Source organism: Streptococcus parasanguinis (assembly GCF_015556095.1).
GTDB lineage: Bacteria > Bacillota > Bacilli > Lactobacillales > Streptococcaceae > Streptococcus > Streptococcus parasanguinis_Q.
On record NZ_JADNLT010000003.1, the window covers coordinates 134,646 to 159,071 of the forward strand.

Annotated in this window: 16 protein-coding genes and 1 tRNA gene; 11 read left to right on the forward strand and 6 right to left on the reverse strand. The window is 45.3% G+C overall.

Features of this window, described 5'->3' with window-relative positions:
• Nucleotides 1-217: 217 nt before the first annotated feature.
• The gene (locus I2E70_RS04825) at nt 218-1,081 is read right to left on the reverse strand and encodes an RluA family pseudouridine synthase (protein WP_195423722.1); all 864 of its coding nucleotides are present in this window, start codon (nt 1,079-1,081) and stop codon (nt 218-220) included.
• A gap of 103 nt (nt 1,082-1,184) precedes the next feature.
• On the opposite strand from I2E70_RS04825, the gene pbp2a reads away from it, so the two are divergent.
• Nucleotides 1,185-3,419 (forward strand): penicillin-binding protein PBP2A, encoded by a 2,235-nt coding sequence (gene pbp2a / locus I2E70_RS04830; protein WP_195423725.1) that lies wholly within the window; start codon nt 1,185-1,187, stop codon nt 3,417-3,419.
• Between the two features lie 492 nt (nt 3,420-3,911).
• Here pbp2a and I2E70_RS04835 read toward each other — a convergent pair whose 3' ends face one another.
• Nucleotides 3,912-4,823, reverse strand: coding sequence for a neutral zinc metallopeptidase (locus I2E70_RS04835; RefSeq protein ID WP_195423728.1), 912 nt, complete (start codon nt 4,821-4,823; stop codon nt 3,912-3,914).
• Nucleotides 4,824-4,967: 144 nt separating this feature from the next.
• Here I2E70_RS04835 and rpmG point away from each other — a divergent pair, with 144 nt between their 5' ends.
• From rpmG to nusG, 3 genes are all read left to right on the forward strand, one after another.
• Nucleotides 4,968-5,120 (forward strand): 50S ribosomal protein L33, encoded by a 153-nt coding sequence (gene rpmG / locus I2E70_RS04840; RefSeq protein WP_003009043.1) that lies wholly within the window; start codon nt 4,968-4,970, stop codon nt 5,118-5,120.
• Nucleotides 5,121-5,129: 9 nt separating this feature from the next.
• Nucleotides 5,130-5,306, forward strand: a complete 177-nt coding sequence (gene secE, locus I2E70_RS04845; RefSeq protein ID WP_003002261.1) for a preprotein translocase subunit SecE — start codon at nt 5,130-5,132, stop codon at nt 5,304-5,306.
• 187 nt (nt 5,307-5,493) lie between these two features.
• The gene (nusG, locus tag I2E70_RS04850; RefSeq protein WP_003002077.1) at nt 5,494-6,030 is read left to right on the forward strand and encodes a transcription termination/antitermination protein NusG; all 537 of its coding nucleotides are present in this window, start codon (nt 5,494-5,496) and stop codon (nt 6,028-6,030) included.
• 251 nt (nt 6,031-6,281) lie between these two features.
• Here nusG and I2E70_RS04855 read toward each other — a convergent pair whose 3' ends face one another.
• Nucleotides 6,282-7,037 carry a hypothetical protein gene (locus I2E70_RS04855; protein ID WP_195423731.1) on the reverse strand — a complete coding sequence of 252 codons (756 nt, stop codon included), beginning with the start codon at nt 7,035-7,037 and terminating at the stop codon, nt 6,282-6,284.
• A gap of 144 nt (nt 7,038-7,181) precedes the next feature.
• A tRNA-Cys gene (locus tag I2E70_RS04860) sits at nt 7,182-7,252 on the reverse strand.
• A 264-nt stretch (nt 7,253-7,516) separates the two neighbouring features.
• On the opposite strand from I2E70_RS04860, the gene rpsB reads away from it, so the two are divergent.
• Together rpsB and tsf are read left to right on the forward strand one after the other, a co-directional pair.
• The gene (gene rpsB / locus I2E70_RS04865) at nt 7,517-8,299 is read left to right on the forward strand and encodes a 30S ribosomal protein S2 (protein WP_003002189.1); all 783 of its coding nucleotides are present in this window, start codon (nt 7,517-7,519) and stop codon (nt 8,297-8,299) included.
• Between the two features lie 82 nt (nt 8,300-8,381).
• Nucleotides 8,382-9,422: a translation elongation factor Ts gene (gene tsf / locus I2E70_RS04870; RefSeq protein ID WP_003001949.1), complete on the forward strand. Its 1,041-nt coding sequence runs from the start codon at nt 8,382-8,384 to the stop codon at nt 9,420-9,422.
• 344 nt (nt 9,423-9,766) lie between these two features.
• On the opposite strand, the gene I2E70_RS04875 is transcribed toward tsf, so the two are convergent.
• Nucleotides 9,767-10,237 (reverse strand): COG2426 family protein, encoded by a 471-nt coding sequence (locus tag I2E70_RS04875; RefSeq protein ID WP_003002130.1) that lies wholly within the window; start codon nt 10,235-10,237, stop codon nt 9,767-9,769.
• A 169-nt stretch (nt 10,238-10,406) separates the two neighbouring features.
• On the opposite strand from I2E70_RS04875, the gene I2E70_RS04880 reads away from it, so the two are divergent.
• Entirely contained in the window at nt 10,407-10,928 is a 522-nt protein-coding gene (locus I2E70_RS04880; RefSeq protein ID WP_003001978.1) for a Dps family protein, read from the forward strand.
• A gap of 79 nt (nt 10,929-11,007) precedes the next feature.
• Here the strand turns inward: I2E70_RS04880 and I2E70_RS04885 are convergent, their stop codons facing one another.
• Complete coding sequence (locus tag I2E70_RS04885; protein ID WP_049474192.1) at nt 11,008-11,625, reverse strand: hypothetical protein; 618 nt, start codon at nt 11,623-11,625, stop codon at nt 11,008-11,010.
• A 240-nt stretch (nt 11,626-11,865) separates the two neighbouring features.
• Between I2E70_RS04885 and I2E70_RS04890 the strand changes: the two genes are divergently transcribed.
• The 4 genes from I2E70_RS04890 (at nt 11,866) to I2E70_RS04905 (ending at nt 24,423) form a co-directional block, all read left to right on the forward strand.
• Entirely contained in the window at nt 11,866-18,714 is a 6,849-nt protein-coding gene (locus I2E70_RS04890; protein WP_195423734.1) for an Ig-like domain-containing protein, read from the forward strand.
• Between the two features lie 104 nt (nt 18,715-18,818).
• Entirely contained in the window at nt 18,819-21,251 is a 2,433-nt protein-coding gene (locus tag I2E70_RS04895) for an alpha-L-fucosidase (protein ID WP_195423736.1), read from the forward strand.
• A 277-nt stretch (nt 21,252-21,528) separates the two neighbouring features.
• Entirely contained in the window at nt 21,529-21,993 is a 465-nt protein-coding gene (locus I2E70_RS04900; RefSeq protein WP_195423738.1) for a CtsR family transcriptional regulator, read from the forward strand.
• On the forward strand, nt 21,994-24,423 hold the full coding sequence (locus I2E70_RS04905) for an ATP-dependent Clp protease ATP-binding subunit (protein WP_195423741.1): 2,430 nt from the start codon (nt 21,994-21,996) through the stop codon (nt 24,421-24,423).
• The last annotated feature ends 3 nt before the right edge of the window (nt 24,424-24,426 follow it).

Sequence of the window (24,426 nt, forward strand, 5' to 3'; positions counted from 1 at the left end):
ACTGGAGACTTTACGCAGTGAGAAAAGTGCTTGAAATATTAGAATTTCAAGCACTCGGGAGTTTTGAGAGTAAAACAGTTTGGGAAACTGTTTTAGCCTGAGCCTAGAAATTAAAGAGCGAAGGGGCTCAAAACTAAGTCATGGAACTTCTTTGAAGTTCGCTGACGTCCGTACTCACTTAAGGAAAGTCTTTAAGAAGACTATTTCGGTTCTTTTCTCATTTTCTCAACCCTTCTTCAAAACTCTTGGAAGGCGCCTCAACTTGTATGGTTTCAAGCGTTAATGGATTGGTGAAGGTCAAGCGATGGGCATGGAGCATGAGTCGCTCTCCGCGTTCAGGGTTATAGAGAGGATCCCCGACAATCGGGTGCCCATGATGGGAGAGATGAACCCGGATCTGATGGGTACGGCCCGTCTTGAGCTGGCATTTGACCAGGCTGTTTCGCCCGATTTTTTTCAGTTGCGTCACCTGGGTTTCTGCGTACTGCCCCTTGCGTGGATCGACCAGGCGCTTGCGCCGATCGTGGCGATCACGTCCGATTTTATCCTTGTAGATGATGGTCTTTTGCGCTAAATTTCCTTGGATCAAGGCCCAGTACTCGCGTTGGATTTTTTTATCTTCCAAAATTCGGTTGAGTATAGGCAGAATAAAAGGATTCTTGGCAAATAAAATCGCTCCGCTGGTTTCCTTATCTAACCGGTGCACGACGTAACAGGTGGATCCAACATAGCTGGAAACATGGTTGAGAAGAGCAATTTCCATCGGTTCGTTGGCATGGGTTTTCATGCCTTCGGGCTTATTGACGATGATGACGTGCTCATCCTGATAGAGTTCTTCGACGAGACTGGGGTCTCCTTCTGGGAGCTCTTTTTCAGGGTAATCGTCTGCGTCAAAGATCAGCCGGATCTGATCCCCTTTTTGAACGGGGCTCTGCCAGTTGATGGTCTCTCCATTCACCAAGACGTGTTTTTTGACCCGTAAAAAATGCCGGATCTTACGGGGGATGAGGAAGTAGTCTTCAAGGAGCTCTTTCACAGTCATTTGGGGAAAGGATTCTGGAATGGTAAATTGATAGTTCATGACCCTATTGTAGCAAAATCTAAGCTTAAAGAAAACTAAATGAGAAATAGCGAGGAGCTATCTTTTCTTGCTAGGACAAGGATAAGGTGTTACAATAACAGGTATGAATAGAATAAAAGAATTATTTGAAAACCTGATCACTTTTTTTAGAAAGGATCATCCGCCCAAAGCGGTGGCAGAAGAAGTGCCCGACACGGAATTGCCGGAAGAGACAGTGGAGCCAACTTATAGTCGCTCAGGCAAGCACAGAAGCAAGCCTCTCTCTCAGCACCCCTTCCGTCGTTTCTGGCGCCGATTCCATTTGACCAAGATTCTCCTGATCATTGGGCTAGGCTTTAGCCTCTTGACAGGGGGTTATCTCTTCTACCTCGCAAAGACGACCAACGTCAAGGATTTGCAGAATGCACTCAAGGCGACCACCATTATCTATGATAAGAATGGGGACCAGGCGGGAAGTTTGACCGGGCAAAAAGGAACCTATGTCGAACTCGATGCTATTAGTGAGAATCTGCAACATGCTGTGGTCGCAACAGAGGACCGGAGCTTTTACAAGAATAGCGGTATCAACTATGGTCGCTTCTTCTTAGCGATTTTGACCCTGGGTCGCTCAGGTGGTGGGTCGACTATCACCCAGCAGCTAGCCAAGAATGCTTACCTGTCTCAGGACCAGACGGTGGAGCGTAAGGCCAAGGAATTCTTCCTGGCGCTTGAAATCAATAAGAAATATAGTAAGAAAGAAATCCTCACCATGTACCTCAACAATGCCTATTTTGGAAATGGGGTTTGGGGAATTGAGGATGCATCCAAGAAGTATTTTGGGGTTTCAGCCAGTCAATTAAGCCTGGATCAGTCCGCGGTACTCGCCGGTATGCTCAAGGGGCCTGAAATCTATAACCCGCTCTATTCGGTAGAGAATGCGACCAATCGACGCAATACGGTCCTCCAAAATATGGTGGCGGCTGGCTATATTGATCAGAAAACGGCTGATCAGTCTGCTGCTGTCGATATCCATGGCCAGCTGATCGATGCCTATGAAGGTAAGTCGGAGGATTATCGCTACCCATCCTATTTTGATGCGGTTATCAATGAAGCGGTCAATGAATACGGCCTGACCGAAGAAGACATTGTCAAAAATGGCTACCGGATCTATACTGAGCTGGATCAAAATTACCAAGCAAGTATGCAGGTGATCTATGACAATACAGCCCTCTTCCCAGTAGCGGAAGACGGCACGCGCGCGGAATCTGGTAGTGTCGCCCTCGATCCTAAGACCGGAGGGGTTCGGGCCCTCGTAGGGCGTGTCGGAAGCGATCAAAATCCAGGTTTCCGTACCTACAACTACGCTACCCAGGCTGCCCGTAGCCCAGGATCAACCATCAAACCTTTGGTTGTCTATAGCCCAGCTGTTGCGGCAGGTTGGTCGACCAATAAGGAATTGGACAATAGTACCACCCAATATGGAAGCTATGAGGTTAATAACTATGCGGGAATCCAGTCTAGCCCAACGGTACCGATGTACCAGGCCTTGGCAGAGTCCCTTAACCTTCCAGCCGTAGCGACCGCTAATGATTTGGGTCTTGATACGGTCTTTGAGTACGGGAAAAAATTCGGGCTAAACATGGACAAGGTGGACAAATCGCTTGCCGTTGCCTTGGGAGCTGGTGTGACAACCAATCCGATGCAGATGGCTCAGGCCTATGGAACCTTTGCTAACGGCGGGGTCATGAATGATGCTCACCTCATTACCAAGATCGAAAATGCAAGTGGCCAAGTGGTCAAGAGCCACAGCCAGAAATCAACCCGAGTGCTTAGTGGTTCAACGACAGATAAGATGACCAATATGATGCTTGGTACCTTCAGTAATGGTACAGGGGTGAACGCTGCGCCTTATGGCTATACCATGGCAGGGAAAACCGGTACGACAGAGACCAGCTTTAACAAGGACCTCTCTGGAGACCAATGGGTGATCGGCTACACGCCAGATGTAGTCATCAGTCAATGGCTTGGTTTCCCAACGACCGATGAAAATCACTACCTGACGGACAGTAGTGCTGGAACGGCATCCGAGATCTTCCGTAATGTTGCCAACAGTGTCCTGCCTTATACAGACGGTACCCAGTTTGACTCAGTGAAGAACTCTTATGCTGAAAACGGCATTGCACCAGTCGGAGAAGAAACGACAGAAACAGATAGCAAAGAAGACAAAGGTTTCTTTGAGGATGTCAAAGAAAAGGCGTCGAATATGGTCGATGATGCGAAAAAAGCAATCGACGAGGCCGATATCCCAGGAAAAGCGAAAAACGCTTGGGATACCTTTAAAGGCTGGCTTGGTTTCTAATCAAAAAACGATTCAGAAGAATTTCTGAATCGTTTTTTGCAGATTGAAGACAAAGTCTTCTTAGAAACTTTCCTTAGGTGAGTACGGACGTCAGCGAACTTCGAAGAAGTTCCATGACTAAATTAAGATACAAAGGGCGCGGCGGATAAAGTCAAAATAGGAAGTTTGACGCAGAATCTTTAGATTCTAGGAAGACTTATCTTTTTGACACGATCCGCAGCCCGTGTTCAATTCGTTTTAAACCCATTCGCTTTTCAAATTTTAGGCTCATGCTAAAACAGTTCCCCGAACTGTTTTACTTCCAAAACTCCTGAGTGCTAGAAACAATCCTATTTCTAGCACTTTTCTCACAGCGGAAAGTTTCTGTTGAAATGATCCTAATAGTATTAATTATTTTAATTTTTCAACGTTACTTAGATTGTTTTATGTAAAATGCAATTTGTCTATATTCTAAAAAGATCCATTCAGAAGGATTTCTGAATAGACCTTTGTTTAGAGTTCGCTATCTGACAAGCTAAAGGTATCGCCGTGTTGCAAATCTCCGTACTGGTAGCCCCGTTTGAACCAGCGCATGCGCTGTTCCGAAGTTCCGTGGGTAAAGCTATCTGGCACCGAGTAGCCGTAGGCTTGCTCCTGGAGAGTGTCGTCGCCGACGGCATGGGCTGCATTCATAGCTTCTTCGATATCGCCGATATCCAGAAGGTTTCGGTCTTGAATGGAGCGGGCCCAGACACCGGCTAGATAATCGGCTTGTAGCTCAATGCGGACACTGATGGCATTTCGTTCCTTTTCAGAAAGACCTTGTTGCATCCGATGGTATTTGCCAAGGATTCCCAGCTCGTTTTGTACGTGGTGGCCGACTTCGTGAGCGATCACGTAGGCCATGGCGAAGTCCCCGCTAGCCTTGTATTTGGTTGTTAATTCCTTGTAGAAGCTCATATCCAAATAAATCTTTTTGTCGGTTGGACAGTAGAAGGGACCAGCCGATGCTTGCCCAACTCCACAGCCTGTCTTTGTCCGTCCGGTATAGAAGACTAGTTTGGGCTCCTGGTAGGTCCGTCCTTCAGCTTGAAAGACCTTGTGCCAATGATCTTCTGTTGTTCCAAGGACCTTGCTGACGAACTCAGCATCTGCATCATCGACATGGGTCTTGTTGGTGCGCGTGACTTGGGTGGACTGGTAAGGTTGAGAAGAAGTCCCATTTCCAAAGAGACCCCCAAGGCTAGCTCCCCCTCCTAGAAAGACTATGAGGAGGATAATGATGATCTTACTCTTGAAGCTTCCAGGCGATAGTAAGATCTGTAAAATGCCCCCGCCAAGGTTACTGTTTCCTGAAGATTGGGAGTAGCTTTGCCCTCGACGGTCTTCGATATTTCTACTTTCTTTTAGGTTATCACTTTTCATATTCGTCTCCTTTTGTTTTATTTTACCAAAAATGAGGAAAAAACCAGAGTGATAACGCTTTAGATTTGCTTTTTTCTTGACAGGAGATTTTCTGTTCTTGTCAAAACGTGGAAAACTTGCTATAATGGGATGAACGGAGGCGTTATGGCATTAAAAAAAGCAAGTCTAGCGTGTACGGTTTGTGGGTCACGCAATTACTCCATTAAGTTGAGTGGGACGCCAAAACCAACACGTCTAGAAGTCAATAAATTCTGCAAGCATTGCAGCAAGTATACCATCCATAAAGAAACACGATAGGAGAGAGTTGTGAAATTCATTAAAGATATTTTCGTCTTACTAAAAGATACAACTTGGCCAAATCGCAAGGAAAGATGGAAAAACTTTATCTCAGTGATTGAGTACACCGCTTTCTTTGTTGCATTGATTTATTTGTTTGACAAAGTCATTGCACGTGGCCTATTGCACATGATCAATTTCTTTTAAGAAAAGAAGCCAGGTGGGATCCCCAGGGTCCCACTTTTTGCGGTTTTTTCTTAAAAATAAATCAGCAAACCTCTTTGCATTCCGGCAAAATGTGGTATAATGAAGCTAGGAAAAGGAAAGCCAAGAGGCTTTTTTTAGTATGTTCACAAAAGCTCGAGCAGGCTAAACAGAAAGAAAGGATGCCCAAATGGACAGTTTTGATAAAGGCTGGTTTGTACTACAAACCTACTCAGGATATGAAAACAAGGTAAAAGAGAATCTTTTGCAACGTGCGCAAACTTACAATATGTTAGAAAACATCTTGCGCGTAGAGATTCCAACTCAAACCGTACAAGTTGAGAAAAACGGTAAAACAAAAGAAATCGAAGAAAACCGCTTCCCAGGTTATGTTTTGGTCGAAATGGTCATGACAGATGAAGCTTGGTTTGTTGTTCGGAATACACCGAACGTTACTGGTTTCGTCGGATCCCACGGGAACCGTTCAAAACCAACTCCATTGTTGGAAGAAGAAATCCGTAGCATCTTGCTCTCTATGGGTCAAACCGTTCAAGAGTTTGATTTGGATGTCAAGGTGGGCGATACAGTTCGTATCATCGACGGTGCCTTCACAGACTATACTGGTAAGATCACTGAAATTGATAACAACAAGGTCAAAATGGTCATTTCTATGTTCGGTAACGATACGGTTGCAGAAGTGAATTTGAACCAAATTGCTGAATTGTAAGAAAGAGAGAGTGGGACAGCTTTAACAGTCTGGGAGACTGTTGAAGGTTGCAGATAAAGGAAACATAGTTTCCGTCAACATAGGGTATTTTTGAAGCTTAAAAAGCGAACAAAGACTTAGGATACTTGCTTCGCAAGTTCTATCCACCACCTCAAAGCAGTGCTTTGAGCACTCAACCACTGCGTCTTGCTCGACAATCCAAAAACAATTAAGAGGCTAGGACTTTTGTCCCAGCCTCTTTGTATGGATCGTTATTGATTTTTATCTAGACCTGTGATCTTTTTTAACTGCTTGGTTTCTGCAGCAGACGTAACATTGAAGATCTTATTTCCTTGTGTAGAGAAGCTAGATTCATCTCCGTTGCTATCTTTATAGACATAGCTGGTCCCATTTTCTGAACGCATAATGGCATAGGGTTTTCCGAGACGCTCGAGAGCTGTTTTTGGTGTATCGGATTTGGAAATGGCGCCAGTAGACTGGTGGTTGGCATCGCCCCCTCTTAGTCGGAAGGTGATATCTGTTAGGACATTATTGTGGGAAAAAGCCATGATATCGCCATTATCTGTTACCCAAACATTAACCCCATCTCCAGGATTCGCACTATCTGTGCTACTTACTGGCTGACCAAAGGCTGCCACCATATCATCGTAACTAGATGTTGGTTTGTCTCCACCGACTTCTTGCCCATTCACTTTCATTATAATTCCAGTGCTCAGATGGAGATTCTTGAGTTTTTCGATCTCAGGAATGGATGCAGCTCCCGGCACATATTGGAGAGAAGAACCATCATCTGGATCCATGCTGTAGCGATCTGAAAAATCATTTGAGCTAGTGCTGTCTGAAGAAGTGCTCGATGGTTTACTAGATGATTTTTTGGTTGAAGATTGTTTGATCGGTTTTCTAGAACTAGAAGCTGTTTTTGCTTGTTGCGCAGAATTGGCAGGTGAGCAAGCTGCTAGTGTTACTAGTGAAAGAAGGCCGATCGTAAAGAAACGAATGTTTTTCATAATGACCCTTTCTAATGTGCTTCGCCGATCAGGCGAGGTTTTATTATATCAATAATCAAGGAATGGAGCAAATGGCAACAAAAAACCCCCCTATTGCTAGGGGAATTTTTAAAAGATAAAAGATGATAAAAAATTTTATTATCAAGGCGGTAGACGGATTTGAACCGACGATCAAGCTTTTGCAGAGCCGTGCCTTACCACTTGGCTATACCGCCATAACATATAATATTGTAACCTAAAAATAAAGATAGGTCAAGAAAAACTTTTTACGTCAAACAACTTTAGAAAACCATTTCATCGTAGGGATTGAAAAAATCTCTCAAATAGCTTGCGAATTCTAGGGATTTCTGCTATACTTATAGAGTTGTCTAAGACAGCAAATACTCATCTCGGATCCATTGTGGCACCGTTGCCCTTGTGGTCGTGCTGCAAGTTGACGTCTGAGAGAGGAGAAAAAAACAAAAAAGGAGAAACTACTCATGGCAGTAATTTCAATGAAACAACTTCTTGAGGCTGGTGTACACTTCGGTCACCAAACTCGTCGCTGGAACCCTAAGATGGCTAAGTACATCTTTACAGAACGTAACGGAATCCACGTGATCGACTTGCAACAAACTGTAAAATATGCAGACCAAGCATACGACTTCATGCGTGATGCAGCTGCAAACGATGCAGTTATCTTGTTCGTAGGTACTAAGAAACAAGCTGCTGATGCTGTTGCAGAAGAAGCTGTTCGTGCAGGTCAATACTTCATCAACCACCGTTGGTTGGGTGGAACTCTTACTAACTGGGGAACAATCCAAAAACGTATCGCTCGTTTGAAAGAAATCAAACGCATGGAAGAAGATGGAACTTTTGAAGTTCTTCCTAAGAAAGAAGTTGCATTGTTGAACAAACAACGCGCTCGTCTTGAAAAATTCTTGGGCGGTATCGAAGACATGCCTCGTATCCCAGACGTAATGTACGTTGTGGATCCACATAAAGAACAAATCGCTGTTAAAGAAGCTAAGAAATTGGGTATCCCAGTTGTAGCGATGGTCGACACAAACACTGACCCAGATGATATCGATGTTATCATCCCAGCGAACGATGACGCTATCCGCGCTGTTAAATTGATCACTGCGAAAATGGCTGACGCTGTTATCGAAGGACGTCAAGGTGAAGACAGTGTTGCTACAGTAGAAGCTGAATTGGCAGCTACTGAAGGTCAAGCTGATTCAATCGAAGAAATCGTTGAAGTTGTAGAAGGCGACAACGCTTAATTTCATTCAATAAGTAACGAACCTAAGAGGGCAGGGCTCAGCCCGACCCTCTTATTTTATTAAAAAATATAGGAGAACAAAAATGGCAGAAATTACAGCTAAGCTTGTAAAAGAATTGCGTGAAAAATCTGGTGCCGGTGTTATGGACGCTAAAAAGGCATTGGTTGAAGTTGAAGGTGATATCGAAAAAGCGATCGAATTGCTTCGCGAAAAAGGTATGGCTAAAGCAGCTAAGAAAGCTGACCGTGTTGCCGCTGAAGGTTTGACTGGTGTTTATGTCAATGGTAACGTTGCAGCAGTAGTTGAAGTAAACGCTGAAACTGACTTCGTTGCGAAAAACGCTCAATTCGTTGAATTGGTAAACGCAACAGCGAAAGTGATCGCTGAAGGTAAACCAGCTAACAACGAAGAAGCTCTTGCTTTGACAATGCCTTCAGGTGAAACTCTTGAAGCTGCATACGTATCTGCAACAGCTACAATCGGTGAAAAAATTTCATTCCGTCGTTTTGCCTTGCTTGAAAAAACAGATGCACAACACTTCGGTGCTTACCAACATAATGGTGGACGTATCGGTGTTATCTCTGTAATCGAAGGTGGAGACGAAGCACTTGCTAAACAAATCTCAATGCACATCGCTGCAATGAAACCAACTGTTCTTTCATACAAAGAATTGGATGAACAATTCGTGAAAGATGAATTGGCACAATTGAACCACGTCATCGACCAAGATAACGAAAGCCGTGCAATGGTTGGTAAACCAGCTCTTCCACACTTGAAATTTGGTTCTAAAGCTCAATTGACTGACGAAGTAGTTGCTCAAGCTGAAGAAGATATCAAAGCTGAATTGGCAGCTGAAGGTAAACCAGAAAAAATCTGGGATAAAATCATCCCAGGTAAAATGGATCGCTTCTTCTTGGACAACACAAAAGTTGACCAAGCCTACACTCTTCTTGCACAAGTCTACATCATGGATGACAGCAAGACAGTTGAAGCTTACCTTGAATCAGTAAATGCTTCAGTTATCGAATTCGTTCGTTTTGAAGTTGGTGAAGGTATTGAAAAAGCTTCAAATGACTTTGAAGCAGAAGTTGCAGCTACAATGGCAGCAGCTCTTAACAACTAAGAATAAAAAATAAGAGGTTTCGAAGGAAACCTCTTTTTTGTAAGATAAATTCATCTAAATAACTTTCCTTAGGTGAGTACGGACGTCAGCGAACTTCAAAGAAGTTCCATGACTTAGTTTTGGACCTAAGGTTCCAAAACTCCCGAGTGCTAGAAACATGATTGTTTCTAGCACTTTTCTCACAGCGGAAAGTTTTAGTAGATGACTGAGTAATTCTAATAAATAAATTTTTTTGTTTTATAGAATTTATTAGATTTTAAAAAAAATAGTTTGTCTATACTCTTAGAGGAACGGAAGCATCTTTTTTGCATGCAAAAACTGAAGCCGTTGCTTCAGTCTTTTGCTTAATGTGCGAAGGTATCGATTCCTAGAAGCAGGGACAGGGTTCCCATGATGAGGCCGGCTAGGATCACTCCGAGCATGACTGCGAGGCTACTGCGTTTGAAGTCCCAGTCAAGGATAGAAGCTGCAAGAGCTCCGGTCCAGGCACCAGTTCCTGGTAAAGGAATGCCGACGAATAGGAGTAGGGCCCAGAAGATTCCTTTGTCTCCTGCAGCTTTCTCTAATTTTTGTCCGCCTCTATGGCCCTTATTGAGACACCAGCTAAAAAAGCCTCCGATGATCGGTTTTTTTGCGCCCCAAGTGAGGATATGGCGGGCGAAGAAGAAGATCAGAGGGACGGGGAGAAGATTTCCAATCACTCCGATCAGGAGCGCTGTCCATAAGGGAATACCATTTGCAATGGCAAAAGGGATGGCCCCGCGCAATTCAACGAGGGGAACCATGGAGATTAGGAAGGTAAAGATATATTTCATTGGTCAAGCCTTTCGATTAGTCTTCTTCATTCTATCGTATCTTCCTTCAATTGACAACTATTCCAGCTTTGGGATGAACTTTTTAAATCTTTTATCTTGACTTTCTGGTGGAGGAAGCATATAATAAAGACATAGTTAATTAGAATCATTATAAAAAAGGAGAAATGACATGACAACTATGAAACATGAAGCAGCTACTGATGTAGCAACTTTTGCACCTTCTAATAAAGAAACTCTTCCAGAAACAAAAGCTCTCTTGAACCAAGTCGTAGCAGATCTCTACGTGGCTCACATTGCCCTTCACCAAGTACACTGGTATATGCGTGGACGTGGCTTTATGGTTTGGCATCCAAAAATGGACGAATACATGGACAGCTTGGATGCAACCTTAGATGAAGTGAGCGAACGCTTGATCACTCTTGGTGGTGCGCCATATTCTAGCATGACTGAATTTTTGGAACACAGCAATATTGAAGAACGCCGTGGAACATTTACAAAAAATGTAGAAGAAAGCTTGACACGTGTTCTTGAAATCTTCCATTACCTTGATGGCCTTTACCAAAAAGCTTTGGATGTTACTGACGCTGAAGGAGATGATGTAACCAACGATATCTTTGTTGGGGCTAAAGCAGAACTTGAAAAGAACATTTGGATGGTGGCTGCTGAACTTGGTCAAGAACCAGGATTATAAGATCATAAAAAAATAGAAGCCGTTGGCTTCTATTTTTTTGGTGTTTTTTCTAGTGGGAAAAATTAGTAGAAAAATTTATTTAGGAAGGATAAATCCATTCGATGTGAGGTGCGCGTTCTTTAATTTGCTTTTGTATTGTATTAAAATCGGCTCCTTCTGCATTTGAAAAATTCACCTTGTCGAGTAGTTTGTCCTTCTTATCATAAAAATAAAGAAAGCGATCTGTATAAGTAACATCGTTAGCAGAGCTAGTCTTTATTTTGTATTCTATTTTATGGATGTCGCTATATTTCATCTGTAACTGGTTTCGATATGCATTTCCAATAGTATAGATAGCATCATCAGTGATAGTGAGGAGGGGAGGCTCAATTGCTGTCATCCCATTGTAGCAGGCGATAAGTAAGAAGGAAGCGATAGAAAATCCGGTGAATACAAGAAAAAGAAAAAGAAAATCATCATTATTTCTTGAACTTGAAAGCTGAGAGGCTTCGGTATTCCTTGCGGACGTGATTTGATTCTGGGTTGAAGAGTAGTGAAGTTCTTGCCTTGAACTAGAGAAGGTCCCTTGGGGAGTTGATTTTACTTGAGAACCTGATTGGATTGCTTGAAATAGAAAAATTAAAATCATCACGATTATAGGAACGATAGAATAGGAATAAGAAATTTTTTCTTTTTTATATTCTATTTTTTCACTCATAGGTAAACCTCATTTTTTTATATTAGTTGAATCATTTTATCATATTTTTATTACGGGTAGGTAACAAATAAAGCTTGTTTGTACTAATTAAAGGAATTCTTAATCTAACTATAGTTGGAGCGAAATCGAGGCCTATCGCTCCTCTTTTTTTGGTATAGTTAATATGTGATTTTCTGTAAGCGTTCGCAGGTATAAGAAAGCGCTTACAAATTTAATTGTTAATCCTAAGAGGAGGTTTTTATGGGAAAGTCTTTTTTTGAAAAGCGTCCTGTTTTTAGTATTCGTAAGCTCTCAGTTGGAGCTTGTTCTGTTGTGATTGGGATTTCTGCCTTGGGTCTTTCAAGGGTCCATGCGGAAGAAAAGCCAGCCCTCGAAAGTGAACCGACTTCGATTGAGACACCAAGTGTTGTGACGGAAAATTCAGAAGCGGAAGTTCCTGAAGCTGGTGCAAGAGTTTCAGAAGCTCCAGCTGTCATCACCCCTACCAGAGCTGAGGAAAAGCCAGCCCCTCAAGGAGAGGGCCAGCCTGTTTCTACTTCATCTGAGCGTGCTACAGGAACGGAAGAAACTGCTGCTCCAGATCAAAATCGTGTAGCGGAGGATATTGTGCAAGATCGAGAACGTGATTTTAATAAAGATTGGTATTTTAAATTAAATGCGGCTCCTGGTGCAGAAGGGCGTCAAGTGGATGTCAAGGATTGGAAAAAATTAGATCTTCCTCATGACTGGTCTATTTTCTTTGATTTCGATCACAACTCTCCTGCTCAAAATGAGGGGGGTCAATTAAACGGAGGGGATGCTTGGTATCGTAAGACCTTCCGTTTGGACGACAAAGATCTAGATAAGAAGGTCCGCTTGGAATTTGGCGGGGTTTATATGGATTCCAAAGTCTATGTAAACGGACAATTCGTCGGTCATTATCCAAATGGCTACAATGCCTTTTCTTATGATATTACTCCTTATTTGAATGCGGATGGAAGCGAGAATACCATCGCCGTTCATGTGGTCAATCAACAACCAAGTAGCCGTTGGTATTCTGGTAGCGGGATTTACCGGGATGTTAAGCTGAGTGTGACGGACAAGGTTCATTTAGCGCAGTATGGGACTACGATTACGACCCCTCAGTTGGAAAAACAGCAAAATGGGGCAGTAGATACAGTGGTGAAGAGCCGCATTGTCAACCAGGATGATCAAGCCCATAGTATTTATGCGGAATATGAAATTGTCGATCAAAATGGCCAAGTGGTGAGCGAAAAAACGCGCAGTGAAGCACAAGCTGTTCTAGCAGGTCAAGAGATCAACCTATCTCAAACCTTGCATGTTGAAAAACCAACCCTCTGGGATGTGAAAACGGATCATCCAGCTCTCTATACCTTGTATACGCGGGTTTATCGAGATTCGCAGTTAGTGGATGTGCAAAAGGAACGCTTTGGTTATCGCTATCTCAACTGGACGCCAGAAGGTGGCTTCTTCCTCAATGGGGTGGCGACGAAATTCCACGGGGTATCCCTTCACCATGACCACGGGGCTCTTGGAGCTGAGGAAAATTACAAGGCTGAATACCGTCGTCTCAAACAGATGAAAGACATGGGGGTCAATGCCATTCGGACGACCCACAACCCAGCCAGTGAACAAACCTTAAAAATTGCTGCTGAGTTGGGCTTGATGGTCCAAGAAGAAGCCTTTGATACCTGGTATGGTGGCAAGAAACAATACGATTACGGTCGTTTCTTTGAAAAAGATGCCACTCACCCAGAAGCTCGTAAGGGGGATACTTGGTCAGATTACGATCTACGGACCATGGTAGAGCGGGGCAAGAACAATCCAGCCATTGTGATGTGGTCAATCGGTAACGAAGTCGGTGAAGCAGATGGTTCAGACAAATCTGTCGCAACCGTTCGTCGGTTGGTCAAGACCATCAAGGACGTGGATGCAACCCGCTATGTCACTATGGGAGCTGATAAATTCCGCTTTGGCGATGGCTCAGGAGGCCATGAAAAAGTAGCAGCAGAGCTCGATGCGGTTGGATTTAACTATTCAGAGGCCAACTATGAAAGCTTACGGGCGAAACATCCAAACTGGCTCATTTATGGTTCGGAAACCTCTTCTGCAACGCGGACACGGGGCTCTTACTACCATCCTGAAAGAGAATGGGTCGGTAGCAACCAAGAAGACCGCCACTATGAACAATCAGACTACGGCAATGACCGGGTTGGTTGGGGTCGGACAGCAACCGCCTCTTGGACCTTTGACCGTGATCATGCCGGCTATGCAGGACAATTTATCTGGACTGGTACGGACTATATCGGTGAGCCAACCCCATGGCACAACCAAAATGACACACCTGTGAAAAGTTCTTATTTCGGTATTGTCGATACTGCCGGCCTTCCAAAGAATGATTTTTACCTTTACCAAAGTCAATGGGTATCGGCCGAGAAACATCCGATGGTGCATCTCTTGCCACATTGGAACTGGGACAATCCAGAATTAGCCAATCGTGTCATGGATGAAGAAGGACGGATTCCTGTTCGGACCTTCTCCAATGCCCACAGTGTGGAATTGATTGTCAATGGGGAATCACAAGGAGTCAAGACCTTTACCAAGAAGACCACAGCTGATGGCCGGACCTACCAAGAAGGGGCAAATCCGGATGAACTCTATCTAGAGTGGTTGGTCCCTTATGTACCAGGTAAAGTGGAAGCTATTGCGCGCAACGAAGCAGGAGAAGTGATCGCGAAAGATCAAGTCGAAACAGCCGGCAAGCCTGCGGGTGTCCGTTTGTTGAAAGAAGAACACGCGATTGAAGCGGACGGCAAAGATTTGACCTATATTACCTACGAAATCGTCGATGAAGAAGGTCGTGTGGTCCCGACTGCCAACAATTTGGTGCATTTCCATTTGCATGGACAAGGCCAAATTGTCGGTGTCGATAATGGGGAGCAAGCCAGCCGTGAACGCTACAAAGCGCAGGAAGATGGCTCATGGCAACGTCGTGCCTTTAACGGCAAAGGGGTGGTGATTGTCAAATCAACTGAGCAGGCGGGAGCCTTTACTCTGTATGCAGACTCAGATCGCTTGCAATCAGACCAAGTCAGCCTCTTTACTGGTAAGAAGGACCAAGCAGAACGTACTGTATTAGGTGTGGAACCTGTTCGACAAAGTGCTTATCTAGGAGAAGAGCCAACCTTGCCAAGTAAGGTCAATGTGGTCTATAGTGATGGCAAGGCCCAAGAAGAAGCCGTTGAATGGGATGCGGCAGACTATAGCCGTGCTGGCCAAGTCCGTGTGACAGGTCATGTTCAAGGACGCACGGTCGAAGCTCTGGTCGATGTGATCGGCGTGGAACAAGTCCTTCCAGTCATCAAACAAATCCCACAGGGAGCAGATCTAGCAACAGTGGATAAGGCTGTGCAATTAGTCTTCACAGATAGCCGAACAGTTAGCTATGAAGTTGATCAATGGACCTTAGAAGCTGGTCAAGAAGATCAGTTGTCCACACCAGGTGCTCGCTTGAAGGCGACAGGTCTCCTAGGCAATGGGGAAGCCGTCCAAGCGACGCTAGTGGTTGCAGGAGGAGATGTAGCCAAGGCTAAGAAACCAACGGTTCAGCTAGATGGGGTAGCCCTTCCAAAATTTGGCAGTGGCAACCATACTATTTTCCGTTCGCTGGCTTATGGGCAAGAACCAGGTCAAGTTACAGCGAGTGCAGAAAATGCTCAAGTGACAGTCCTACAAGCCAATCTAGAAAATGGTTTGAAGGCTCAAATCTATGTTACTGCTAAGGATACGGGAGCTGTACAGACCTATGTGGTCCAATTCCAAGAAGAAAGTCCACAGATTGAGCGTTTAGAATTGCGTCTGCCAGAAGGACAGGAACTCAAGGAAGACCAAACGGTACCACTTGAAGTCATTGCCCATTACCAAGATGGTAGCCAGGCAAGTCTCAAAGCAGATCAAATCGATGTGAAGACAAGAGCTGGTAGCCAAGGAAAGGCCGTTGCAACCAATAAAGATTTGGAATTGCGGGAAGCAGGATTGGTTCATTTAGTAGCCAACTTCCAAGGACAAACGGGAGAAGTCAGCTTTACCATCACGCCAAATCCTGAAGAAAAGACGGTTGTGAAGGTGCGTCCTGTACGAATCAGTACCGATCAAAACGTGTTGCCAGCTCTTCCAGAGACAGTCTTGGTCGAGTATGATAAGGGATTCCCGAAAGAAAAACGCGTGACCTGGGATGCCGTAACAGCAGATCAAGTCAAGGATTACCATAACTTTACAGTCACAGGTCATATAGAGGGTGTAGAGAAAGAAGCCCAAGCCCAAGTCACCGTTGAAGGCATTATCGCTGTAGAAGAAGTCAGCACCACCACTCCAGTCGGAGAAAAACCAGCACTTCCAGAAAGCGTCCGGACTTATCATTCCAATGGCAAGACCTATGCTGCCAAGGTAGCCTGGGATGCGGTCGATCCGCAACTCTTGGCCCAAGAAGGAGAAGTTGTCCTCTCCGGTCGAGTAGAAGGAACGGATCTTCCAACGCGTCTTCATATTCGTGTTTCCGCAAACACAGTCAAGGGAGCCAACGTAGCAGAACAATGGACAGGATCAGTCTTGCCACTCGCTTTTGCAAGTGACTCTAACGATGCGGATCCAGTTGCTAAGGTCAATGATAAGGTCATCTCCTTTACCGATGCTCCAGCTAACCGTTGGACCAACTGGGGCCGTGACAATGCGGAAGATTCTGTTGGGATCTTGTTTGGGGATTCTGGTATCTTGACCAAGCGAGCAGTGGACAACCTCCATGTTGGTTTCCACGAAGACCACGGCGTTGGCGCTCCAAGTGAATATGTGATTGAGTACTATACAGGGGAACAAATCCCAACTGTTCCAAGCAATCCAAATCGTGTTAAAGACGAAACAGACCATCCATTTAACAATCCAGCCAACTGGAAAGAAGTCAGCAACCTAACCGTTGAAGAACCGGTAGCAGCTGGTAAGATGAATCATTTCAGTTTTGATAAAGTCGACACCTATGCTGTTCGTATCCGTATGAAGACGCCAGAAGGCAAGCGTGGAAGCTCTATTTCAGAGATTCAGATCTTTGCCAATAAGGTTGCGGCAGAAGAGAAGAGCCAGTTGACCATTCGTGTCAATGGCGATGTCTTGCCAGGTGTCAACCCAAGTGTGACCGATTACTACATCGATGCGCGTGATCGGGCTTATCCACAAGTGGAAGCGACAGCCAGCCATCACGGCCTTACAACGGTTGTGCCAAGCGTTCATGAAGGGGAGCCAATCCGTGTCATCCATAAAGCGGAAGATGGTACTATCTTACAAGAATACCGCCTCCATCTCACAAGTGATGCAGAAAAACTGAAACAAGCTGCCCCAGTAGCAGTAGAAGCAGGCAGACGTTTTGTGAAAGTCGGTCAAGATCTAGTTCTACCATCTACAGTAGGTGTCTACTTTAAAGGGGACACAGGTTATGAACGCAAGGAACTGACGGTGGACTGGCAGGCTATCCCAGCTGATGCACTTTCTCATGAAGGCAACTTCACGTTAGAAGGAAAAGTCATTGGCTATGATCTGACAGCTCAGCTGACCGTCCGGGTGTCAGAAAAGACAGGAGAAAACCTCTCTGTGAACCGTGACTACAATGCAGAAGATACCAGGGCATTTGCTAGTGAAACCAATGATCTCGATCCAAATCAAATCGACTATATCGATTACATCAACGATGGAGGCTACAACGAATACTATCGCTGGACTAACTGGAAGAGAGAACCGGATCAAACTGAAGTATTTGCTGGTCTCATCTTCAAGAAAAATGGCCAGGTAACAGAGCGATTGGTCAATAAAGTAGCGGTCGACTTCTTTGCAGATCAGGAAACAGGTCTGCCAACGAAAACTGTTCTTGAACGCTACATTGGTCCAGACTTTGATGTTCCGGATGATTATGGCAATCTGAAGAATCTTCCAGATCATCCATTTAACCAGGCCTCTAACTGGGAAGAAATTCCTTACAGCTTGGATTATACCTTTGAACCTGGCTATATCTCTAACCTCAGCTTCAATGAAACTAGAACGAAAGCCATCCGTTTAAGAATGGTCCGTGATGAAAATCTAAAAGGAATTGGAATCGTTGAATTGAGTGCCTATGCTCCAACAGAAGAGGCCCAGGCAACAACTGATGTCACGATCCAAGTGAATGGCAAAAACCTAGAAGGTTTTAAACCAGATGTGCCAGATTATCATCTAGAGTATGAGGGAGACCGTCCAATCGTTTCAGCACAAGGCAAGAATGGAACAGCCGTTACGGTCGTGGATGCTAAAAGTGCCAATGCCCCTGTGCTTGTCAAGGTTGTCTCAGAAGATGGCAAGCTCGAAAAAGTATATCAACTTTCTCTCTCCGCAAAAGCACCTACAGGCTCAGCCATTCCTGAAGAAGGGGTCAAGAATCTGGTTCATACCAAACCAGAGTTGGTGATTGAGCCAGAGGAGATGGACTTTGAACGCTTAGAACGTCCAAATGCGGAACTTCCAAAAGGTGAGAAACGTGTGGTTCAAGAAGGTCAAAAAGGCCGCAAATTGAGCTTGGTGGAAGTCTCTCAAGAAAATGGTGTGGAAAGCCGGAAGGAACTAGATGCCTTTGTAGAGCTAGATCCAGTGGCAGAAATCACAGAGGTAGGCACGAAAGAGGTACTTCCAGACACTCCACAACCACAGCCACAGCCGCAACCGCAGCCAGAGCCACAGCCAGAACCGCAGCCACAGCCGCAACCGCAGCCAGAACCACAACCGCTTCCGAACCCAGAGCGCCCTCATGTTTCAGAAGGACCAGTAGCTATCGCAACTCCTCAAGCATCTCTTGAGGTCAAAGCGGTGCGCCAGGAAGGGATAGATGCAGTAGTGAAGGAAGTCGAGAAAGAAACTCAAACACCAGCAGTTTCAGCTGCTCCAGTTTCCGAAGGTAGATTACCAAATACAGGAACGGAAGAAAGCGTCGCAAGCCTCGTTGCTGGAATCCTAGCGGCAGGCCTTGCCAGTGCTGTGCTGGACGATCAGAAAAAAAGAGCCAATAAGGCCAAGTAAAACAGCTAGAGAAACTAGCAAAAAACGGTGAAAAGTTCACAGGTAAAAAGAAGGAGGATGGGGAAGCCCCACCCTCTTTACCTGGTGACATAAAGGAATGGAATATGGGAAAAAGATTAGTTGATCAGAGAAATCAATTTGGCATTCGTAAACTCTCAGTAGGCGTCTGCTCGGTAGTCGTAGCGACTTGTTTTTTAGGAGCTACTACCAGTTACGCAGAGGAACAAGCTGAGAATAGTGAACCACGTGAAGAACGGGTTGAAATAAGCAATACAGGAGATCAAGGAAAGGAGGAAAAAACTGTGAACGAGCACCAAGAAGAATCAGAACAGTCCTCACCAGCTATTAGTGAGAAAGAAAATCGCGCAGTTAGCCAAGGGACAGAAGCAAGCCAACCAGCCACTTCTCTAAAAGAGGAGACTGAGATTGCGGATTACGGACCACTTCCAAGCAAGGCTCAGATGCAATACCACCGCGAAGAACTGGCAGCTTTCATACACTTTGGGATGAATACTTACTACGATCGTGAGTGGGGAGATGGACAAGAAGATCCTTATTATTTCTATCCAGAGCATCTGGATACCGATCAGTGGATCAAAACCCTGAAGGATGCTGGTTTTAAACGGACGATCATGGTCGTCAAGCACCACGATGGCTTCCTCTTGTACCCTTCCAAATACACCGACCATACCATTGCTAAAAGTGGTTGGAAGGAAGGGAAAGGCGATGTCCTAGCCGAGGTTTCTGCTTCTGCTAGCAAGTATGACATGGACATGGGGGTCTATCTCTCCCCTTGGGATGCTCACAGCCCGCTCTACCATGTGGATACAGAGGAACAGTACAACGAATACTACCTCAACCAGCTCAAAGAAATCCTTGAAGATCCAAAATATGGGAACAAGGGTAAGTTCGTGGAAGTTTGGATGGATGGAGCGCGTGGCGATGGGGCTCAAAAAGTCACCTATACCTTCGACAAGTGGTTTGAAGCCATTCGCAAGGCCCAAGGGGATATTGCCATCTTCTCAGCTGAGCCGACCAATGTTCGTTGGATTGGAAATGAAAAGGGGATTGCCGGAGATCCGGTTTGGCAAAAGGTCAATCCAGATAAGATCCGCAACAATCCATCCAATAGTTACCTCAATCACGGGGATCCAGAAGGGAAGCAATACTCAGTGGGAGAAGCGGATGTTTCCATTCGCTCCGGCTGGTTCTACCATGACAACCAAGAGCCTAAGTCCTTGCGCGAATTGATGGACATTTACTTCAAATCAGTCGGCCGTGGAACCCCGCTTTTGCTTAATATTCCACCCAATCAAGATGGGAAATTTGCGGATGCTGATGTAGCCCGTTTGAAAGAATTCCGTCAGACCTTGGACCAACTCTACAGTGTGAACTATGTGGCAGGAGCTTTGGTAGAAGCTGACTCAACACGACGCAATCCGCTCTACAAGGCTAGCCATTTGACAGATGGCGATGAAAAGACCAGTTGGGCCCCTGCAGATGATGCCAAGACCGGATCTTTTGTCCTCGATCTTGGAAAAGAACAGCATTTTGATGTGGTAGAGCTCAAAGAAACCATCGAGAAAGGCCAACGGATTTCTGGCTTCACCATTGATGTGGCGGTGAATGGGCAATGGGTTCCTTTTGGAGCTGGTTCAACCGTAGGATACCGCCGTTTGATCAAAGGGCAACCTGTTGATAGTCGCTATATCCGGGTGTCCATCACCGATGCCCAAGCTACTCCAATCTTGAACGGAGTCTCTGTCTATAAGACGCCAGCCAGCATTGAAGAAACCGATGGCTATCCGCTTGGTTTGACTTATCATTCTGACCGGACTGCTGAGCGGGCCAATGGTCAGTGGAATGAAGAGGGAGAAGGTGTTCGAGGTACCTCTATGTGGACCAAGGAAAAGGGAGCTTCGGTGACCTATCAATTTGAAGGCACCAAAGCCTATGTGGTCGCAACTGTCGACCCTGGTCATGGGGAAATGGATATCTATGTCGATGGTCAAAAACTAGCGACCGTCAATACCCAAAGCCCAAGCCGTAAACGCAGCCAAAAGGTCTATGAAACACCGGACTTGGCAGCAGGATCTCATACCTTGACCTTGGTCAATAGCAAGGGAGATGCGATCGCAACGGAAGGGATTTATGCTCTCAATAACCAAGAAAAGGGTCTCTTTGAGTTTGCTCAGCCAACCCTAGCTGTTAAAAAAGGCGACCCAGCGCAAGTCGTCGTCAAGAGAAAAGGTGGCTCTAAAGGAAGTGCCAGTCTGAAATTGATCACAGAGCCGGGAACAGGGGTTCATGGTAAGGTCTACAAAGATACCAACGTCACCCTTGAGTTCGCAGATGGCGAGACAGAAAAAACAGTCCAAGTTCCAACCCTTGATTTTGCAGGAAAAGCGACCGATGTCTATGACTTTAAGGTCAAATTGTTGCATCCGGATCAAGGAAGTCTGGTTGGTTTTATTCCAGAGCTGACAGTCCAAGTGATGGAAGAAGTCGTTCAACAGTCGAAATGGAAAGAAGCTTAAACCGATATTCAAAGAAAGGTTTTGTGAATGTGGTGAGAAATTCGCTCGTCGCAAAGAGTAGTTGATTCTTCTCATAAGAGGTTAGTTCTCACTAGCCTCTTTTATTTTGTCTTCTTAAGAGATTCCTATTTCCATAGAGTCTTTGCTTTATTTACAGCCATAAAAATTGTATAATAGTCAAATAAGGTCAATGATCAAAACAAACACTCCAAGGGCATCTTTATGCGCTAAAGAGTAGAGCATCTATCTAGAAGAAAACAAGTCAGAAAGGAGCATCATGGCAAATAAGAACACATCTGATAGCATTGAAGCTTATATCAAGGCCTTGCTGGCTCAAGCTGGCATGGCAGAGCTCAAAAGAAGTGAGTTGGCAGATGTCTTTCAGGTCGTCCCTAGTCAGATTAACTATGTCATTAAGACCCGCTTTACCGAGAGTCGAGGCTATATTGTAGAAAGTAAACGCGGTGGTGGCGGTTATATCCGTATTGGCAAGGTCCAGTTTTCAGATCACCATCAGATGCTCCAAGACCTGGCAGCCAATATTGGAGAGACCATCAGCCAGCAGGTCTTCCAGGATATCCTCCAGATGCTCCATGAAGAAAAATTATTGACAAAACGTGAGACTCAGCTGTTCTTTGCGACGACCTCCGATGAGGTTCTAGGTCGAGATGCTCTCATCATACGAGCAACTATGCTGAAAAAAATCATTCAACAAGTAGATAGAAAAGGAAATACCGACTAGATGAACTATTCAACAGCACTGTTAGAAAGTATAGAAGCGGCCCAAATACTAGCAGGCCACTACCAAGGGAATACCTTAGACACTTGGCATCTTTTGACGGCCATGGCTAATAATCCCTATAGCGTGGCAGGTTCTGTACTCAACGATTATCCTATGCAGATTGACGAATTTCAGGATGCGGCGGAGCATATTACAGGCCAGGCTTTTCAAAGCGACAATCGGTATGAAATCTTCCCATTTTCTTATCGGATGGAAGCAATTATGAAGCACGCAAAGGAGATTGCCCAGGTCCTTCATGCCAAGACCTTGGGAACAGAGCATGTGCTCCTCTCTCTTCTAGCGGACCGTGGGACCTTGGCTAGCCAAGTCATGGAGTTTGCCGGCTTTGCCTTTACAGAGCAAGACAAGGGTGTTCCCGTTGCTTCCCTTCGAAAGAATCTAGAAGACAAGGCAGGCTGGGACAAAAATGATATTAAAGCCATCCGGAGTCTTTATCGGGCCCAAAACCCTAACCGCCAAACCATGGGGAATATGATGGGCATGCCTCCAAGTACAAGTGGGGGTCTTGAAGACTATACTCGTGATTTGACAGAAATGGCGCGTGCAGGTTTGCTCGAGCCTGTGATCGGCCGGGATGCAGAGATTTCACGCATGATCCAAATCCTCAGCCGCAAGACGAAGAACAATCCTGTATTGGTGGGAGAAGCAGGGGTTGGAAAGACTGCTCTTGCATTAGGTCTGGCCCAGCGTGTCGCTAGTGGCAATGTTCCAGCTGAAATCGCGCAAATGCGTGTTCTTGAATTGGATCTCATGAATGTAGTGGCAGGGACGCGCTTCCGTGGGGACTTTGAAGAGCGGATGAACAATATCATCCAGGACATCGAAGAAGACGGTCACGTGATTCTCTTTATCGATGAACTGCATACCATTATGGGGTCAGGATCGGGCATTGATTCTACCTTAGACGCAGCCAATATTCTAAAACCAGCCCTGGCACGAGGAACCTTGCGCACAGTTGGGGCTACGACTCAAGATGAGTACCAAAAGCATATCGAAAAAGACGCAGCTCTCTCTCGGCGTTTTGCGAAAGTCACCATTGAAGAGCCAAGTGTTGCAGATAGCATTCAGATTCTTCAAGGTTTAAAAGAGACCTACCAAGAGCACCATCATGTGGTCATTACCGATGAAGCGATCGAAACAGCTGTCAAATATGCCCACCGTTATTTGACCAGCCGTCAATTGCCAGATTCAGCCATTGACCTCTTGGATGAAGCGGCGGCTACCGTACAAAACCGCGATTCCAACGGTCACGTTAAAGAAGAGTTGACCGCCTTGGACCGGGCTTTGATGGATGGCAAGTGGAAGAAAGCAGCCCAGCTCTTACAAGTAGAGGCTGCTCCCATTGTCTACAAAAAAGAGGTCAATGACCAAGATGTCTTGGTGACCTTGAGCCAATTATCGGGTATTCCAACTCAAAAACTGACCCAAACCGATGCCAAGAAGTACCTAAACTTAGAAACAGAATTGCACAAGCGCGTGATTGGTCAAGATCAAGCTGTTTCTAGTATCAGTCGGGCTATTCGTCGCAATCAATCGGGTATCCGTAGCAATAAACGTCCGATCGGTTCTTTCATGTTCCTAGGACCTACCGGTGTCGGAAAAACAGAGCTAGCCAAAGCCTTGGCGGAAGTTTTATTTGATGATGAATCAGCTCTGATTCGGTTTGACATGAGTGAGTACATGGAAAAATTCGCCGCTAGCCGCCTCAACGGTGCCCCTCCAGGCTATGTGGGCTACGAAGAAGGGGGCGAGTTGACCGAGAAAGTCCGCAACAAACCGTATTCTGTCCTCTTATTTGATGAGGTGGAAAAAGCCCACCCAGACATTTTCAATGTCCTTTTGCAAGTCTTAGATGACGGAGTCTTAACCGATAGCAAAGGCCGGAAGATCGACTTCTCTAATACCATTATCATCATGACCTCAAACCTGGGAGCAACAGCCCTTCGAGATGATAAGACAGTTGGTTTTGGTGCCAAAGATATCCGCTTTGACCAGGCCAATATGGAAAAACGCATGTTTGAAGAGTTGAAGAAGACCTATCGTCCAGAGTTTATCAACCGGATTGATGAAAAGGTGGTCTTCCATAGTCTCTCAAGCGAGGACATGCAACAGGTGGTGAAAGTCATGGTCAAACCTCTCATTACAACCTTGGCCGAACAAGGCATGATCCTCAAATTCCAGCCTTCAGCGCTCAAGTTGCTAGCAACCAAAGGCTACGATCCAGAAATGGGAGCTCGGCCACTCCGTCGCGTTTTGCAGACCGAAGTGGAAGATCGACTAGCAGAGCTATTGCTGAAAGGTCAAGTCCAAGAAGGGCAAACGATCAAGGTTGGAACAACAGCCGGAACGATCAAGTTCGAGATTGTCTAGGAG